Below are 15,021 nucleotides of genomic sequence, written 5' to 3' on the forward strand. Positions count from 1 at the left end.
CACCGGGCACCACCCACCAGAAAGGAACGGTCGCCATGACCACCACAGCACCCACCCGTCGCAGCCCCTGGAAGAAGATCGCCCTCACCGGCGGCGTCCTCCTCGCCGCGGGAGCCCTCGCCGGCGCCGGCGCCTTCGCCGTGTTCACCGACTCCGGGACCGCCAGCGTCACCGCGGACGCCGGACAGCTCGACATCAACCTCGACGGCACCTTCATCGTGACGGACATCGCGCCCGGAGACACCATCCAGCGCCCGGTGACGATCGTCCTGCCGAACGCCACCAACGACGGCGACCTCGTCTCGTCGGTGCGCTTCTCGCAGGCCGTCACCAACGACGTCGTGGGATCCGACACCACCGACCAGAACCGTGTCGGCCAGTCTCTCGTCTCCGGCCCGAACGGCCTCGACTACCGCCTGCTGACCTGCTCCACCGCCTGGACGACCGCCCCCACCACGACTCCGGCGGGCCCGTACTCCTGCAGCGGGACCACCACGGTCACCGGATCCGGCAAGCTGTCGTCCATCGGCGGCCAGGCCGGCGCGGTCGACTTCACCCCGGCGAACTTCGGCATCACCCCCACCACGACCGGGACCTTCCCCTCGGACGCCGGTGACGTGACGCTGAACACGCTCATCGAGCTCGTCCTGCCGACCGCGGCCGACAACGCGTACGAGAACGCCTCCGCCACGGTCACCTTCACGGCCGCCGCGATCCAGCGCGCCGGCATCCAGAAGTAGACCGTCCCCCACCGCCTCCGTCCTGCCCGGCCGCCACCGGCGCGGGGCGGAGGCATCCCCCTTTCCTCCCGGAGTCGTCCCCATGCCCCACGCCCGTGCGCTCGTCGCCGTCCTCGCGGCGGTGCTCCTCGCGCCCGCGGCGAGCGCCGAGCCCGTCGGCGTGCTCGACGTGCGCGAGCTCTCGGCGCCCGGATCCCTCACCGACCTCGCTCCGGGCGACCGCGCCGAGTGGGCGGTCGAGGTGACCAGCACCGGCCTGTCGCCGCAGGGGGTCTCCGTGGCCTTCGCGGTCGACGGAGGGACGCTGGCGCAGGACCCGCGCGACGGCCTCCAGCTGTCCGTCGAGCTCTGCGACTCGGCGTTCACGGTCGCCGAGGTCGTCGACGGGGAGCGCACGGTCGAGCGCTACCTCTGCCCGGAGGACGCGATGCCGCTCGGATCCGGACCCGCGGCGACGCTCGGCCGGCTCGACGGTGTCCGTCCGCTCGAGCGCGGGGCCACCGTGGGCGTGCGCGTCCGCGTCCTGTTCCCGGAGTCGGCCGGCAACGGGACCGAGCTCGCGGCGGCGTCGCTGCGGGTGCTCGTGGGCACGACGGAGGAGGATCCCTCCGCGACGCCCGGCCCCGGCTCCTTCCCCGGAGCGGCGGGCGGCGGGCTGGCCGTCACCGGCCGCGACCTGGGCGCTGCGCTCCTGGGCGGGATGCTCGCCCTCGGCTCGGGCGCCCTGCTCGCCGCGGCGGCGCGCCGTCGTCACCGGAGGGAGCAGGCGTGAAGGCCCTCCGCGCTCTCCTCGGCGGCCTGGTCACGATCGTGGCCGTCGCCGGCATCGCCGTCTTCGTCCTCTCCGCGCTCGGTCTCGTGCGGCTCGTGCCGGTGCTGTCGAACTCGATGGCGCCCGGGATGCCCGTCGGCTCCCTCGCCGTCACCCTGCCCGTCGACCAGGCCGCGATCCGCGCCGGCGACGTGATCGTCTTCACCGACCCGGACGATCCGGGCCGCCGCGTCATCCACCGCGTCACCCTCGTCTACTCCGAGGAGGAGGCGGCGGCACTCCGCGGCCGCGAGCCCGGCCAGCTGGCGCTCACCACCAAGGGCGACAACAACGAGTCGGCCGACCCGTGGATCGTGACGATCGCGGACGAGCGGATCTGGCGCGAGAGCTCGGTGGTGCCGCTGCTGGGCTGGCCGAGCATCGGCCTCGCCCACCCGGAGGCGCGGTTCGCGCTCTTCGCCGCGGGCGGCGCGGTCATCGTGGGCGCGCTCCTGATCGCCATCTGGCGCCGCCCCGCGGAGGTCGCCCCGTGAGCGGCGCGCACCGCTCGTCGGACGGCACGCCGCCCCCGGAGCCCCTGCGTCCGCCCGCTGAGCACGGACGGCACAGCGCCCGGCCGTCCTCCCGCGACCGCGGAGCCCCGCGCCACTCCCCCGAGGTCCGCCGCCGCGTGGTCTCCCGCGCCGGCCTGGCGGGACTCGTCGCCGGCGCGCTCGTCCTCGGCGCCGCCGCCACCGCCACCGCCGTGCTCCTGGACCGGGGCTCCGTGAGCGCGCGGGTCGCCTCCGGCACCGTCATCGCGACGTTCACCGGCACCGGAGCGACGACCGTGCCGGTCCCCGTCGCAGGACTCGTCCCCGGCGGCACGGCCCGGCGCCTCCTCGACCTGACGAACGCCGGGACCCTGCCGATGTCGGCCCTCCAGCTGCAGACGGCCACGGGCACCGACCTTTCGGACGGCCTGCAGCTCGCGATCGAGCGCTGCTCGCTGTCCTGGTCGGCCGATGCCGCGACCTGCCCCGGCACCGTCACCACCGTGTCGGCCGACCGCCCCGCCGCCTCCCGCCTCGACCTGCCCGGCTCCCCCGCCCTCTCCGTCGGAGCGACCGACCACCTCCGCCTGACCGTGCGCCTCTCGGAGTCCGCGCCGTCCGCCGCGCAGAGCACCTCCGCGACCCTCACCGTCACCGTCGTGGGCCTGCAGCGGCCGGGCCGCCAGCTGTAGGCGCGGCGGGCCCACGCCTCGGCGGCACCACCGCCGCGCCGTCCCCTTCCGCGTCAGCGCCGAGGCGCCCGAGACGGTCGTCGACACGCCGGAGCGGGCGACCGTCTCGGGCGACTCAGCGGGGCCGCGGGTACCTCGGTGGTGCCTCGCTACTCGCGCAGGGCTGCCACGGCGTCGTGGAAGCTCGGCACGTCGGAGAGCACGCCCTCGGGCCCCAGCACCGTCCAGGTCGTGCCCGCGCGGATCAGGACGCCCAGCTCCTCGGCGGGCCGGCGGCGGGTGCGGCGCAGCTCGAGCACGAAGACTCCGGGACGCGCCTCTATGATCTCGGGAGTGCGCCGGTCGGGCAGCATCACGAGTCCTCCCCGAGGGTCAGCGGTAGACGCTCCACTCCTTCTTCACGATCCGGCGCTCCTCGCCGTCGACCGCGACGATCCACTCGCCGTCCTTCTTGGCCACGACCCGCCCGCGCAGGTACTGCGGCTCCCAGCCGTCGGCCTTGTTGACCCACTTCACGAACCGCGCGAACCGCCCCGGTGCCACGTCGTCTCTGGACATCTCTCGACTCCCCTCGTCGTCACCGGCACGTCCATCGCCCTCCGTCAGGAGAGCACCTCGCCCAGCGCGAGGGGGACCTCTCCTGTGAGGTCTCGAAGCCGGTTCACCGACGGTAGAACGCGCTCCTCACTACGGACGAGACCGTTGACTGATCGACGATCGTCTGGCAGTGGGGTCAGGATGCGGCAGCGGATTCAGGAGTCGAACAGCACGTGCGGCCGTCCGGCGTCGACGATCACGCGGGCGCGCACCCCGTAGACGTCCGCGATCAGCGCCGGAGTGAGCACCTCCTCCGGGGTGCCGCCCGCGACCACGCGCCCCTCGCGCAGTACCAGCAGCGCGTCGCAGAACAGGGCCGCGAGGTTGAGGTCGTGCAGCGCGACGACCGTGGTCACCGGCAGCGCCCGCACCAGGGCCAGCAGCTCCAGCTGATGGCGGATGTCGAGGTGGTTGGTCGGCTCGTCCAGCAGCAGCTCGCGCGGCTCCTGCGCCAGCGCCCGGGCGATGTGCGCGCGCTGCCGCTCGCCGCCCGAGAGGGTGTGCCAGAGGTGGTCGGCCTTCGCCTCGAGACCCACCTGCTCGAGGGCGCGCTCGATCGCGCGCAGGTCCTCGGCCGTGTCTCCGCCCAGAAGGGAGCGGTGCGGTGTCCGCCCCAGCCGGACGACGTCGCGGACGGGGAGGTCCGCCTCCGTCTCGGCCTGCTGCGTCACCGTGGCCACGGCCCGGGCGACCTCGCGGCGGCGGAGCGAGCGGAGCGGCGCGCCGTCGAGGGTGACGACGCCGGCGTCCGGAGCCGCGGTGCCCTGCAGCAGCCGCAGCAGCGACGACTTGCCCGAGCCGTTGGGCCCGAGCAGTCCCACTGTCGAGCCGGGAGCGGGGCGGAGCGAGACCCCGTCGACCACCAGGCGGCCGCCCCGGCGCCACGAGACCCGGTCGGCCTCGAGCGTCACGAGCGGCCCCTCCGCCGCAGGAGCAGCAGCATGAACACCGGCACGCCGACGAGTGCCGTGCCGACCCCCACCGGCAGCGGAGTCGGCGCGAACGCCACCCGCGATCCGGCGTCGACCCACACCAGGAACACCGCGCCGAGCAGGATCGTCGCGGGGATCACCCGCGAGTGCCGCTGGCCGAACACGAGTCGCGCGGCATGCGGCAGCACCAGCCCAACGAAGCCGATCGCGCCGGCGATGCTCACCAGGGTCGCCGTCAGCAGGGCCGTCACCACCAGCAGGAGGAGGCGGGTGCGGCCCACGTGCACGCCGAGCGACGCGGCCACGTCCTCCCCGAAAGCGAACGCGTCGAGCGTGCGCGCCGCGGCGAGGCAGACCACGGAGCCGAGCAGCACGACGCCTCCGCTCAGCGCCACGTCGTCCCAGCGCATGCCCTCGAGGGAGCCGAGCAGCCAGAACATCACGCCGCGCGTCTCGTCCGAGTCGGCGAGAGCGAACACGATCAGCGAGGTCAGCGCCGAGAACAGCTGGGTGCTCGCCACCCCCGCCAGGATCACGCCCGAGGTGCCGCCCGCCGAGAACCGCGTGAGCAGCAGCACGAAGCCGAAGGCGACCAGCGCGCCGACGAAGGCGCCTCCGGAGAGCCCGACCACTCCTCCGCCGACCCCGAGCACGCCGACGAGCACCGCGCCCGTGGACGCTCCGGAGGAGACGCCCAGCACGAACGGGTCGGCGAGCGGATTCCGCAGCAGCGACTGCAGGATCACTCCGCACACGCCGAGCCCCGCCCCGCAGGCCGCGGCCACGAGTGCGCGCGGGAGGCGCTCCTGCCAGACGATCGCGTCCTCGGCCGCACGCACCGGGACGGAGGCGAGCCCGAGGTGGTTGAGGAGGATGTCGCGGACGTTCACGAGCGAGACGTCGGCCGGGCCGAGCGTCACCGCGACGCCGACCGAGAGCGCCAGCGCGAGCAGCCCGCCGACGACCAGCGCAGCGGCGGCCAGACCCCGCGGCACCCGGCGGACGAGGACCGCGCCCGCGCCCGTGCCCGTGTGCGTGCTCAGTGCGAGGCCCCGTTCTCGTCCCACCAGGCGCGGATCTTCTCGAGCCCGTCGACGAAGCGGATCGACGGGTTCATCTCGGCGCCGTGGAGCGCGATGAAGCGGCCGTCCTGCACCGCGGGCAGGCTGCTGGTCAGCGGGTCGGAGCGGAGGAACGCGGTCTTGTCGTCGAGGCGGTCGCCGGGGAAGCGGTCGCGCTGCAGGTCGCCGAGGACCAGGACGTCCGGGTCGGCCGCGACGACGCTCTCCCAGCCCACGGCGGGCCAGTCCTCCGTGCGGTCGGCGAAGACGTTGGTCATGCCGGTCGTGGTGCCGAGCATCGAGGCGAAGTTGTAGCCGCCGGCCATGTAGGGCGTCTTGGTGTCGGCGAACCAGAAGGCGACGCTCCGGCCGCCGAGGTCGACCCCCTCGGTGGCGGCGGCGGCGCGCTCCTGCAACTGCGCGACCAGGGCGTCGCCGCGCTGCTGCACGTCGAAGACCTCGGCCAGCTCGTGGATCTCCTGGTAGAGGACGTCGACGGTCAGCGGGACGGTGCGCGTGCCGCTCCCGCCGTTGACGCTCGCTCCGTTGTCGCAGTCGGAGGGGGCGAGGTAGGAGCCGATCCCCGTCTCGGCGAGGCGGTCGCGCGAGGCGACGCCCTCGGGGGCGTAGTGGCGGCCGAAGGAGGCGGTGACGAAGTCCGGGTCGGCACCGAGCAGCACCTCGTAGGTGGGCGCGTTGTCGGCCAGGCGCGGCACGCTCTCGTTCGCGGAGGCGAGGGTCTCGAGCACGGGGTCGGTCCAGGAGGCCGTGCCGACCATCCGGTCCTCGAGGCCGAGGGACAGCAGGATCTCGGTCGAGTTCTGGTCGAGGGAGACGACCCGCTGCGGAGGGGCGGTGACGGTGGTCGCGGTGCCGCAGTTGTCCAGCATGAGCGGGTACGAAGTCGTGCCCTCCCCCGCGGCGGCCGTGCTCTCGGGCTCGATCTGCTCGGAGGCGCCGCAGCCGGTGAGGGCGAGCAGGGTCAGGGCGGCGAGGGCGAGGGCAGCGGGGCGCCGTCGGTGCGTGGACATGGATCTCCCGTGGTTCGTGGGCGTCGGTCGTCGGCCCGGTTCATAGGCCCGGTTCATGGGCCCGGTTCGCCGGCAGGGCTCGTCGGCCCGGTCCGTCGGCGGGCGGCGCCCGCGTCTCGGCGCGGAGCCCGGGTAAGCATAGCCTTACCTCACCGAAGCCCGTCCATCCGCGCCAGTCGATCCGCGCCACCCGCCTTCGATCCACCCTCGGTCCCGCCCGCCGGCGACTCCGCAGAAGTCGCCGTGGTCGCGCGCGAGAACGGCGACTGCCGAGTCCTCACCGCACTCAGAAGGCCCGGAACAGCCGAGTAAGCGGACACCTGTCGCGCACCTCGCCTCCGCAGCCCCCAACCAGGTGGACAGCACCCCGGACACGGTTCCCCTGGGGGCGGGAGAGCGCGATCCTGGACACCGACGCTCGACGGCGCCCGCCCCACCGCCCTCCGACCGTCACAAAAGGATCCTGTTGCCCCGCCACTCCGCCCGCACCGCCCCCTCCGGCCGGTCCGCGCTGGTGCGCAAGGCCGATGCGTCCGGCTACCGGCCCGAGATCGAGGGACTGCGCGCCGTCGCGTCCCTCCTGGTCGCGACGTTCCACATCTGGCTGGGCCGCGTCTCCGGAGGCGTCGACGTCTTCTTCGTGATCGCCGGGTTCCTCACCACCCTGACCCTCCTCGGCCAGATCCGGCGGTTCGGGCGCGTGCGTCCGATCGCCTTCCTCCGGAGGCTCGCCTCGCGGCTCTTCCCGGCGGCCGCGGTGGTGCTGGTCGTCGTCGCGGCGCTCGCTCCACTCCTCCTGCGCCCCTCGCAGCTGCTGCAGACCTTCACCGAGGTGCTCGCCTCGACCTTCTACGTCGAGAACGTCGCGCTCGCGCGGGCCGGAGTGGACTACCTCGCGCAGGACGACTTCCACTCGCCGGTGCAGAACTTCTGGGCGATGTCGGTGCAGGGGCAGTTCTACCTGATCTGGCTCGCCCTGGTGCTCGTCGCGACCCTCGCCGCCGTGCTGCTGCGGCGACGCGCGCAGCTGCCGCGGTTCCTGCTGGCGCTCGTCGCGGCGCTCACCGTCCTCTCGTTCGCGTTCTCCGTCGTGCTGGTCGGGATCGACCAGCCGACCGCGTACTACAGCACCCTCGCCCGCTCGTGGGAGTTCGGGCTCGGCTCGCTCGCGGCCCTCGTGCTCCCGGGACTGGCGATCCCGGCGGCCCTGCGGACGGTCGCCGGGCGGCTGGGGCTGATCGGAGTCGTCTCCTGCGGGTTCGTGCTCCAGGTCTCGAGCGCGTTCCCGGGCGCCGCCGCGCTCTGGCCGACCCTCTCGGCGGTGCTCGTGCTCGTCGCCGGGACCGGCCCCGCCCCGGAGCGCGGCGTCGGCCGACTGCTGGCCCTGCGCCCGCTCGTGTGGCTGGGCGGCCTGAGCTACGGGATCTACCTCTGGCACTGGCCACTCCTGGTCTTCTGGCGCGAGAGCACCGGCGAGGACCCGACCGCCCTCGCGGGCCTGGGCGTCATCGCCGCCGCGATCCTCCTGGCCGCTGCCTCGAAGCGCTTCCTCGAGGACCCCCTCCACCGCCGCGCCCCCGCCGAGCGCCCGCACCGCCTCCGCGCGCTCGCCCCGGCGGCCCTGCTGGCCGTCGCCGCCCTGGTCGGAGCGACGGGCCTCACCGGAACGGACGCCGCGATCGCCGCCGACCTCACCCGCGCGCACGCCCTCCCCGTCTCGACCGAGGGCTGCGTCGGAGCCGCGGCGCTCGCGAACGCCTGCCCCGACTCCTGGACCACGAGCCTGCCCGCCGTCGACGCCTCGGAGGACGGCTCCGCCCTGAACACCGACGAGTGCAGCACGGGCAACTCCGGCACCGCGCTCAAGGAGTGCCGCTTCGGCGATCCCGCCGGCCTCCGCGTGCTGCTCATCGGCAACTCGCACGCGGCGTCGTTCTTCCCGGCGCTGCGCGGCGTCGCGGAGGAGCGCGGCTGGGACCTGCACACCTACTACAAGACGGGCTGCGTCTTCTCGACCGCGGAGCGGCGCGACGACTCCGCCTCCTCCCGCCGCTCCTGCGACGTCTGGAACGAGAAGCTGCAGGAGGAGCTCGCCGGCCAGGAGCCGTATGCGCTCGTCGTCACCGCCCACTCCGCGAAGAAGTCCGTGTTCGTCGACGCGTCCGGCACCCCCGACGAGCAGGCCGGCATCGACGGGTTCCACGAGTCGTGGGCGCCGCTGATCGCCCGCGGATCCACGGTGGTCGCGATCCGCGACAATCCGGTGCTGCCCTCGCTCTCCCTGCTGGCCTGCGCCGAGGAGCCGGGCTCCGCGGCCGACTGCAGCGTGCCGCTCGACGAGGCCTTCGCCGACCGCGAGCTGATGGCCGCCGCCGCCGAGGGCTGGCCGGGCGCCGCCGCCGTCGACCTCACCCGCTGGTTCTGCGACGACCGCGGCTGCCCCCTCGTGATCGGCGGAGTGAAGGTGTACCGCGACCTCGGGCACCTCACCGAGTCGTACGCCCGGACCCTGGCGCCCTACCTCGGCGAGGCGCTGGACCCGCTGGTCGGCTGAGGACGCTCGCGCTCGGCTCCAAACGCATGCAAGACTGTTTATACGAACAGGGATCGGAGGAGCCGATGGGCCACTCTCACGGCGTTCCGGCCGGCTCCGCCGCCGCGCGGCACCGGCGTCCGCTCGTGGCCGCCTTCGTCCTGACCGCGGCGTTCATGATCGTCGAGTTCGCGGTCGGAGTCGCGACGGGCTCGCTCGCGCTGCTCTCGGACGCCGCGCACATGGGCACCGATGTGCTGGCGCTCGGGATGTCGATCGCCGCGATCTCGCTCGCCGCCCGCCCCGCCGCGAAGGGCCGCACCTACGGCTCCTACCGCCTCGAAGTGCTGGCCGCCCTCGCCAACGGCCTGCTCCTGTTCGCGGTCGCCGCGTTCGTGATCGTCGAGGCCGTCCGCCGCTTCGCCGAGCCGCCCGCGGTGCCCGGCGGCCCCCTCCTGATCACCGCCGTCGTGGGCCTGGCGGTCAACCTCGTGAGCCTGCGCCTGCTGTCCGCCGGGGCGAAGGAGAGCATCACCCTCCGCGGAGCCTCCCTCGAGGTGCTCGGCGACGCGCTCGGCTCGATCGGCGTGATCGTCGCGGCGATCGTGCTGCTCACCACCGGCGGGGCGTGGGCGGATCCGATCGTCGGCGTGCTGATCGGGCTGCTGATCCTTCCCCGCACCTGGTCGCTGACGCGGCAGGCGCTGGGGATCCTCATGGAGTCGGCGCCCGCGCACGTCGACCTCGCAGCGCTCGAGCGCGACGTCTGCGCCGTCCCCGGCGTGCTCGCGCTGCACGACCTGCACGTGTGGACGATCACCTCGGGCATGGAGAGCGCCACCGGCCACGTGGTCGTCGCCCCCGACGCCGACTACCGCACCGCGCTCTCGCGAGTGCTCGCCGTCCTCCGCGAGCGCCACGGCATCGACCACGCGACCATCCAGTGCGAGCCCGAGGCCTTCCCGGAGACGACGCACCGCGTCTGAGCGCGGGGGTGTCGCGGCGCGCGGCCGCACGCCTCCGCAGGCCCACGACACTCCAGGAGGCTCCTCGACTCTGCGGGCCTCGCCCGCCCCTGAGCACCTTCCGATTGTTGACGTGAACATGTACAGTCGGCCGTCAGGGCGCGTTCACGTGAACACGCCCGCATTTCGATGGCGAAAGAGAGACCGCATCAATGTCGATGTCCTTCAGAAGGGTCGCCGCGCTCGCCACGAGCGCCGCCCTGGCCACAGGAGCACTGCTGGCGATCCCCGCCGCAGCGGCCCCCGCTCAGGCCGCGGACGCGTTCCGCATCACGCCGAACCCCGCCGCCGCCGGTGAGGCGTTCGAGGGCTGGGGCACCAGCCTCGTCTGGTTCGCGAACGCGACCGGCGGCTATCCCGAGGCCCTCCGCGAGGACCTCTACCAGAAGGTCTTCGGCGACAGCGGCCTCGACCTGAACATCGCCCGCTACAACATCGGCGGCGGCAACGCCTCCGACGTGAAGGACTACCTCCGCCCGGGCGGCGCCGTCGAGGGCTGGTGGAAGCCGAACCCGGCCGGCGACGCGTCGACCTACGGCGGCACCTCCACGAAGCTCGCCGACCGCGATGCGCTCCTGGCGAAGTGGAACGCGGACGACCCCGCCTCCTACGACTGGACCGCCGACGAGACGCAGCGCTGGTGGGTCGAGAGGCTCGCCGAGGAGAAGCAGATCTCGCATTGGGAGGCGTTCTCCAACTCCGCCCCGTACTTCATGACCGAGAGCGGCTACGTCTCGGGCGGCTTCGACGCGAACAGCGAGCAGCTGAAGCCCGCCGCCGAGGAGCAGTTCGCGAAGTACCTCGTGAAGGTCACCGAGCACATGGAGGACGAGTACGGCATCGAGTTCGACACGCTCGACCCCTTCAACGAGCCGAACACGAACTACTGGGGCACGCAGCTCTCCAACGGCGTCCCGACCGGCGGACGCCAGGAGGGAATGCACGTCGGACCGACGCGCCAGGCGGGTCTGATCCCCGACGTCGCCGCCGCGCTGGACGCCTCGACCACCGACGCCGGCATCGCCGCGATGGACGAGACCAACCCCGACATCTTCGCGACGAACTGGGCCGCCTACTCCGCCGCGATCCGCGCCGAGGTCGACCGGATGAACGTCCACACCTACGGCACCTCGGGCCGCCTCAAGGTCCGCGACCTCGCGAAGCAGGCCGACACCGACCTGTGGATGAGCGAGATCGAGGGCAACTGGGTCACCGGCTTCGACCCCACCAACATGGAGAACGGCCTCGGCATCGCCGGCCGCATCAACGACGACCTGCGCGAGCTCGAGCCCAAGGCGTGGGTGCTCTGGCAGCCCGTCGAGGACTACTACAACATGCAGCAGCCCAAGCCCAAGGGCGAGAACCTCAACTGGGGCTCCGTCTACATCGACCTGGACTGCAAGCCGTACCAGGAGAACGGGACCGAGGTCTGGAAGTCGGTCCGCCGCGTCGCCGACGCCGGTGGCGACTCCACCAAGGCCCCGGTCTGCGGCGTCGAGACGAACTCGAAGTTCAACACCATCCGGAACTTCACCAAGTTCATCCACGAGGGCGACCACCTGATGCCCTCCAACGACAGCTCCTCTACCGCCGCCGTCCGCGGCGACGGCTCGGGCGCGACCGTCGTGCACACCAACAGCACCGCGACCGAGAAGACCGTCGTGCTCGACCTCTCCCGCTTCGGCACCATCGCCGACACCGCGACGGTCACCCCCTACGTCACCACGAAGGCCTCCTCGGCAGCCGCTCCCACGAGCAACGCCCTGGTCGCCAAGACGCCGGTGAGCGTCGACCGCATCTCGCGCACCGCCACGATCACCGTGCCCGCCAAGTCGGTCACGAGCTTCTCGATCGACGGAGTCTCGGGAGTCGCCGACTCCGCCCCCGCCCTGCGCGACGGCCACCGCTACCAGCTGGTCGGCACCCAGAGCGGCAAGGCCCTGACCGGCAACCCCTCGGGCGCCGCGACCACGATCACCGGCCTCGCCACCGACTCCGCCACGGCCGCCAAGCAGACCTGGACGGTCCGCGAGGTCGCCGCCGGCGAGCGCGAGGCCACTCGCCGCGTCGTCCTCGTCAACGGCGACGGACGCGTGCTCGGAGCCACGACCGCCGGCACCGACCTGCGCTCGCTGTCCGTCGACGCGGCGAAGACGACCGCCGCGACCCGCTGGATCGTCAACACCACCGACGGCGTGAACTTCTCGCTCGTCAACGAGTCCATCGCCCAGTCGCTCGACGTGAACGGCGGCTCCAGCGCCGACAACGCGTCGGTCGGCGTCTACACCTCCAACGGTGGAGCGAACCAGTCGTGGTCCCTCCGCGACCTCGCCCCGACCGCCGGCCAGACGATCGCCGTCCGCACCACCGCGGGCGTCGCTCCGACCCTGCCCGCGAGCATCACCCCGCAGTACTCCTGGGGAGCCGGCGCACCGCTCGCCGTCACCTGGCAGCGCCCCGCCGACTCGGCGTACGGCGCGACCGGCCGCGTCGAGGTGCCCGGCACCGCGACCGACCTCTACGGCCAGACGATCACGGTCACCGCGCTCGTCGATGTCGGCGGACTGACCGCGACCGACCCCGTGTCGGTCACTGCCGCCGCGGGCGCCTCGGTCGCCGGAGTGAAGGCCTCGGCCCCGACGACGGTCCCCGCCCGCGTAGGCGCCTCGGCCAGCACCTTCCCGGTGCCGGTCGTCTGGGACTGGACGCCGCTCACCACCGCCTCCCTCGCCCGGGCCGGGCAGGTGACGGTCTCGGGAACGGCGACCGCCGACGGCGCGACGCTCCCCGCCACGCTCACGGTGCTCGTCACCACGGGCACGCTCCGCAACTTCAACCCGGACACCGGCATCGTCGCGACCGCGTCGTCGTCGGAATCGGGCTACGGACCGGAGCGCACCCGCAACGGCGTGGACGGCGACAAGGGCTGGTCGAACTGGACCAACGGCACCAAGGCCGCGCAGAGCTCGCTGACCTACACCTTCCCCTCGACCCACCAGGTCGAGAAGGTGTCGGTGCAGTTCCTGGCCGACGGCGGCACCAGCTGGGCGCAGACCTACCAGCTGCAGTACCAGGCCGCTGACAGCACGACCTGGACCGCGGTCCCCGGCTACGAGTCGGCCGTGGCCCTCGCGTCGCCGGCCGGCGGAACGGCTCCGACCCTGGTCGCGTCGTTCGCGCCCGTCACGGCCAAGGCCTTCCGCGTCGTGATGAACGCCTACGACAACACGCACCTGATCGTGGCCGAGACCAAGCTCTACGAGTCGGTCGCCTCGCCCGCCGCGGTCGCCACCCTGGGCGCCCTGCGCGTCGGAGGAGCCGGCATCGCCGGGTTCGACCCGGCCCGCACCTCCTACGCGGTCACCGTCGAGGGCACGGCGATGCCGGTGATCGGAGCAGTGGCGACCGACTCGGCGGCCACCGTGCGGATCACCCAGCCGACGACGGCGAACGGCGGAGTCGCGACCATCGCGGTCCGCGCGGCCGACGGCTCCGTCACCTCGACCACGACGGTGACGGTGACCCTGAAGGCGCCCGCCGCCCTCGCGGTCGCGGTCACGGCGACCACCCGCTGCATCGCCGGCAAGGTGACGCTCACCGTCGCGGCGAAGAACGAGTCCGGCGTGCCGGTCTCGATGACCATCGCGACGCCCTCCGGGTCGAAGCAGGTCACCGGAGTCGCGCCCGGCGCGAGCGGCAGCGCCGCGTTCACCACGCGCGCGGCCTCGGTGCCGGCCGGCCAGGCCACCGTCACCGCGACGGGCACGGTCGACGGCAAGCAGGTCACCTCGGTGGCGACGGGAGCGTACGCGGCCCGCAGCTGCTGACGCCCCCTCCGACACGGACCGCCTCCGCCCCTCCGGGGACGGGGGCGGTCCGTCGTTCATCGAGAGCGGCGCTGCGGGGGCGGCGCGGCGTGGGATCCCGATACGCCCGCGGCGCGGGCTACTCGATCAGCATGGATCCGTGCCGGTCGGGCAGCCGCACACCTCCGCGTCGGTGGAGCGACCGCGCACCCCCATGCCGGTCGACCGGCCGCGGCACGCGGCGTATCGAGACCCCGCTCAGTGCCCCGCGGCCGCCTCGTCGCGGGTGCGCAGGCGCGACACGCCCATCACGACGGCCGCGATGACCAGACCCAGCACGAGGCCGAAGATCATCGAGACGAAGGTGTCGGCCAGCCACACGACGACCGGGCCCGCGCCCTCGACCGCGTGGGTGACGACGTGCACGAGGTCGTACGGACCGTGCCACACCGTCTCGGCGAGGTTCGCGACGACGAGGTGCCCGCCGACCCAGAGCATGGCGAGCGTCCCGATGATGCTGATCGCGCGGAACACCACCGGCATCGACGCGACGATCCTCGCTCCGGTGCGCCGCACGCCGCGGGCCGCGTTCTTCATCAGGCGCAGGCCCACGTCGTCGATCTTCACGAGCAGCGCGACGGCGCCGTAGACGAGCACGGTCATCCCGAGCCCGACGACCAGGAGCGCGCCGAGCGTGGGCCAGATCCCGAAGTCGGGGTCGAGGCCGTCGAGCGCGATCAGCATGATCTCGGTGCTCAGGATGAGGTCGGTGCGGATGGCGCCGAAGACGAGCTTCTTCTCGTCGCGCGCCTCCGTCTCGTGGCCGCCGTGCGAGACGCCGAACCACTCGAGCACCTTCTCCGCCCCCTCGAAGCAGAGGAACGCGCCGCCGAGGATCAGCAGGTACGGCAGCACCTGCGGCGCGAACGCCGAGAGCAGCAGCGCCAGCGGGATGATGATGACGAACTTGTTGAACAGGCTCCCCAGCGCGATCCGCCCGACCACCGGCAGCTCCCGCGCGGGCGTGAGGCCCTGCACGTACTGCGGGGTGACGGCCGCGTCGTCGATCACGACGCCCGCCGTCTTAGCGCTCGCCTTCAGGGCGGCGGTGAGGATGTCATCGACAACCGCGAGCAGGCCGACCGACATGTGCGTCTCCTTGGAGGTCCGGGGTGAGAGGGCTCACAGTATCGCGAGCTCCGCGGTCGAGCGCGCGGGCCCGGTCGTCGTGTGGCTGGCCGACACCTTCGTCTCGATGATCTTCGGCCTCGTGCTGGGTCTGGTCATCGCGGCCGTCGT

The 15,021-nt window shown here is 73.2% G+C and carries 13 protein-coding genes; 7 read left to right on the forward strand and 6 right to left on the reverse strand.

Going from position 1 to position 15,021, the window contains the following annotated elements; translation table 11 throughout:
* Positions 1–35: 35 nt before the first annotated feature.
* The 4 genes from C5C74_RS12580 to C5C74_RS12595 all read left to right on the forward strand — a co-directional run bounded on the left by C5C74_RS12580 (position 36) and on the right by C5C74_RS12595 (position 2,737).
* A complete protein-coding gene (locus tag C5C74_RS12580; RefSeq protein WP_104226366.1) occupies positions 36–740 on the forward strand; it encodes a TasA family protein in 705 nt (234 codons plus the stop codon).
* A gap of 82 nt (positions 741–822) precedes the next feature.
* Positions 823–1,512: a hypothetical protein gene (locus tag C5C74_RS12585; protein WP_104223394.1), complete on the forward strand. Its 690-nt coding sequence runs from the start codon at positions 823–825 to the stop codon at positions 1,510–1,512.
* Positions 1,509–2,045 (forward strand): signal peptidase I, encoded by a 537-nt coding sequence (locus C5C74_RS12590; protein ID WP_104223395.1) that lies wholly within the window; start codon positions 1,509–1,511, stop codon positions 2,043–2,045. Before C5C74_RS12585 ends, C5C74_RS12590 begins: the two co-directional genes overlap by 4 nt.
* On the forward strand, positions 2,042–2,737 hold the full coding sequence (locus tag C5C74_RS12595; RefSeq protein ID WP_104308468.1) for a peptidase: 696 nt from the start codon (positions 2,042–2,044) through the stop codon (positions 2,735–2,737). Before C5C74_RS12590 ends, C5C74_RS12595 begins: the two co-directional genes overlap by 4 nt.
* Positions 2,738–2,886: 149 nt before the next feature.
* On the opposite strand, the gene C5C74_RS12600 is transcribed toward C5C74_RS12595, so the two are convergent.
* From C5C74_RS12600 to C5C74_RS12620, 5 genes are all read right to left on the reverse strand, one after another.
* Positions 2,887–3,090 (reverse strand): hypothetical protein, encoded by a 204-nt coding sequence (locus tag C5C74_RS12600; protein WP_104351642.1) that lies wholly within the window; start codon positions 3,088–3,090, stop codon positions 2,887–2,889.
* Positions 3,091–3,109: 19 nt separating this feature from the next.
* A complete protein-coding gene (locus tag C5C74_RS12605; RefSeq protein WP_104223398.1) occupies positions 3,110–3,295 on the reverse strand; it encodes a hypothetical protein in 186 nt (61 codons plus the stop codon).
* 194 nt (positions 3,296–3,489) lie between these two features.
* On the reverse strand, positions 3,490–4,245 hold the full coding sequence (locus tag C5C74_RS12610; protein WP_104226361.1) for an ABC transporter ATP-binding protein: 756 nt from the start codon (positions 4,243–4,245) through the stop codon (positions 3,490–3,492).
* The gene (locus C5C74_RS12615; protein WP_374953524.1) at positions 4,242–5,333 is read right to left on the reverse strand and encodes a FecCD family ABC transporter permease; all 1,092 of its coding nucleotides are present in this window, start codon (positions 5,331–5,333) and stop codon (positions 4,242–4,244) included. The genes C5C74_RS12610 and C5C74_RS12615 overlap by 4 nt, the downstream gene beginning before the upstream one ends.
* Positions 5,306–6,358 carry an ABC transporter substrate-binding protein gene (locus C5C74_RS12620; protein ID WP_104351643.1) on the reverse strand — a complete coding sequence of 351 codons (1,053 nt, stop codon included), beginning with the start codon at positions 6,356–6,358 and terminating at the stop codon, positions 5,306–5,308. The genes C5C74_RS12615 and C5C74_RS12620 overlap by 28 nt, the downstream gene beginning before the upstream one ends.
* 466 nt (positions 6,359–6,824) lie before the next feature.
* Between C5C74_RS12620 and C5C74_RS12625 the strand changes: the two genes are divergently transcribed.
* The 3 genes from C5C74_RS12625 to C5C74_RS12635 all read left to right on the forward strand — a co-directional run bounded on the left by C5C74_RS12625 (position 6,825) and on the right by C5C74_RS12635 (position 13,743).
* The gene (locus C5C74_RS12625) at positions 6,825–8,912 is read left to right on the forward strand and encodes an acyltransferase family protein (RefSeq protein ID WP_146083075.1); all 2,088 of its coding nucleotides are present in this window, start codon (positions 6,825–6,827) and stop codon (positions 8,910–8,912) included.
* 65 nt (positions 8,913–8,977) lie between these two features.
* Positions 8,978–9,877, forward strand: a complete 900-nt coding sequence (locus C5C74_RS12630) for a cation diffusion facilitator family transporter (protein ID WP_104351645.1) — start codon at positions 8,978–8,980, stop codon at positions 9,875–9,877.
* A gap of 197 nt (positions 9,878–10,074) precedes the next feature.
* On the forward strand, positions 10,075–13,743 hold the full coding sequence (locus tag C5C74_RS12635; RefSeq protein WP_146083076.1) for a glycoside hydrolase: 3,669 nt from the start codon (positions 10,075–10,077) through the stop codon (positions 13,741–13,743).
* A gap of 237 nt (positions 13,744–13,980) precedes the next feature.
* Here the strand turns inward: C5C74_RS12635 and C5C74_RS12640 are convergent, their stop codons facing one another.
* On the reverse strand, positions 13,981–14,871 hold the full coding sequence (locus C5C74_RS12640) for a DUF808 domain-containing protein (RefSeq protein WP_104223404.1): 891 nt from the start codon (positions 14,869–14,871) through the stop codon (positions 13,981–13,983).
* Positions 14,872–15,021 lie beyond the last annotated feature (150 nt).

Origin of the sequence: Rathayibacter sp. AY1E8, from assembly GCF_002931415.1 — a bacterium.
Classification (GTDB): Bacteria; Actinomycetota; Actinomycetes; order Actinomycetales; family Microbacteriaceae; genus Rathayibacter.

Coding starts and splice junctions, on each gene's coding strand:
- C5C74_RS12580 (WP_104226366.1), top strand. CDS start 36: ATGACCACCACAGCACCCACCCGTCGCAGCCCCTGGAAGAAGATCGCC.
- C5C74_RS12585 (WP_104223394.1), top strand. CDS start 823: ATGCCCCACGCCCGTGCGCTCGTCGCCGTCCTCGCGGCGGTGCTCCTC.
- C5C74_RS12600 (WP_104351642.1), bottom strand. CDS start 3,090: ATGCTGCCCGACCGGCGCACTCCCGAGATCATAGAGGCGCGTCCCGGA.
- C5C74_RS12605 (WP_104223398.1), bottom strand. CDS start 3,295: ATGTCCAGAGACGACGTGGCACCGGGGCGGTTCGCGCGGTTCGTGAAG.
- C5C74_RS12620 (WP_104351643.1), bottom strand. CDS start 6,358: ATGTCCACGCACCGACGGCGCCCCGCTGCCCTCGCCCTCGCCGCCCTG.
- C5C74_RS12630 (WP_104351645.1), top strand. CDS start 8,978: ATGGGCCACTCTCACGGCGTTCCGGCCGGCTCCGCCGCCGCGCGGCAC.
- C5C74_RS12635 (WP_146083076.1), top strand. CDS start 10,075: ATGTCCTTCAGAAGGGTCGCCGCGCTCGCCACGAGCGCCGCCCTGGCC.
- C5C74_RS12640 (WP_104223404.1), bottom strand. CDS start 14,871: ATGTCGGTCGGCCTGCTCGCGGTTGTCGATGACATCCTCACCGCCGCC.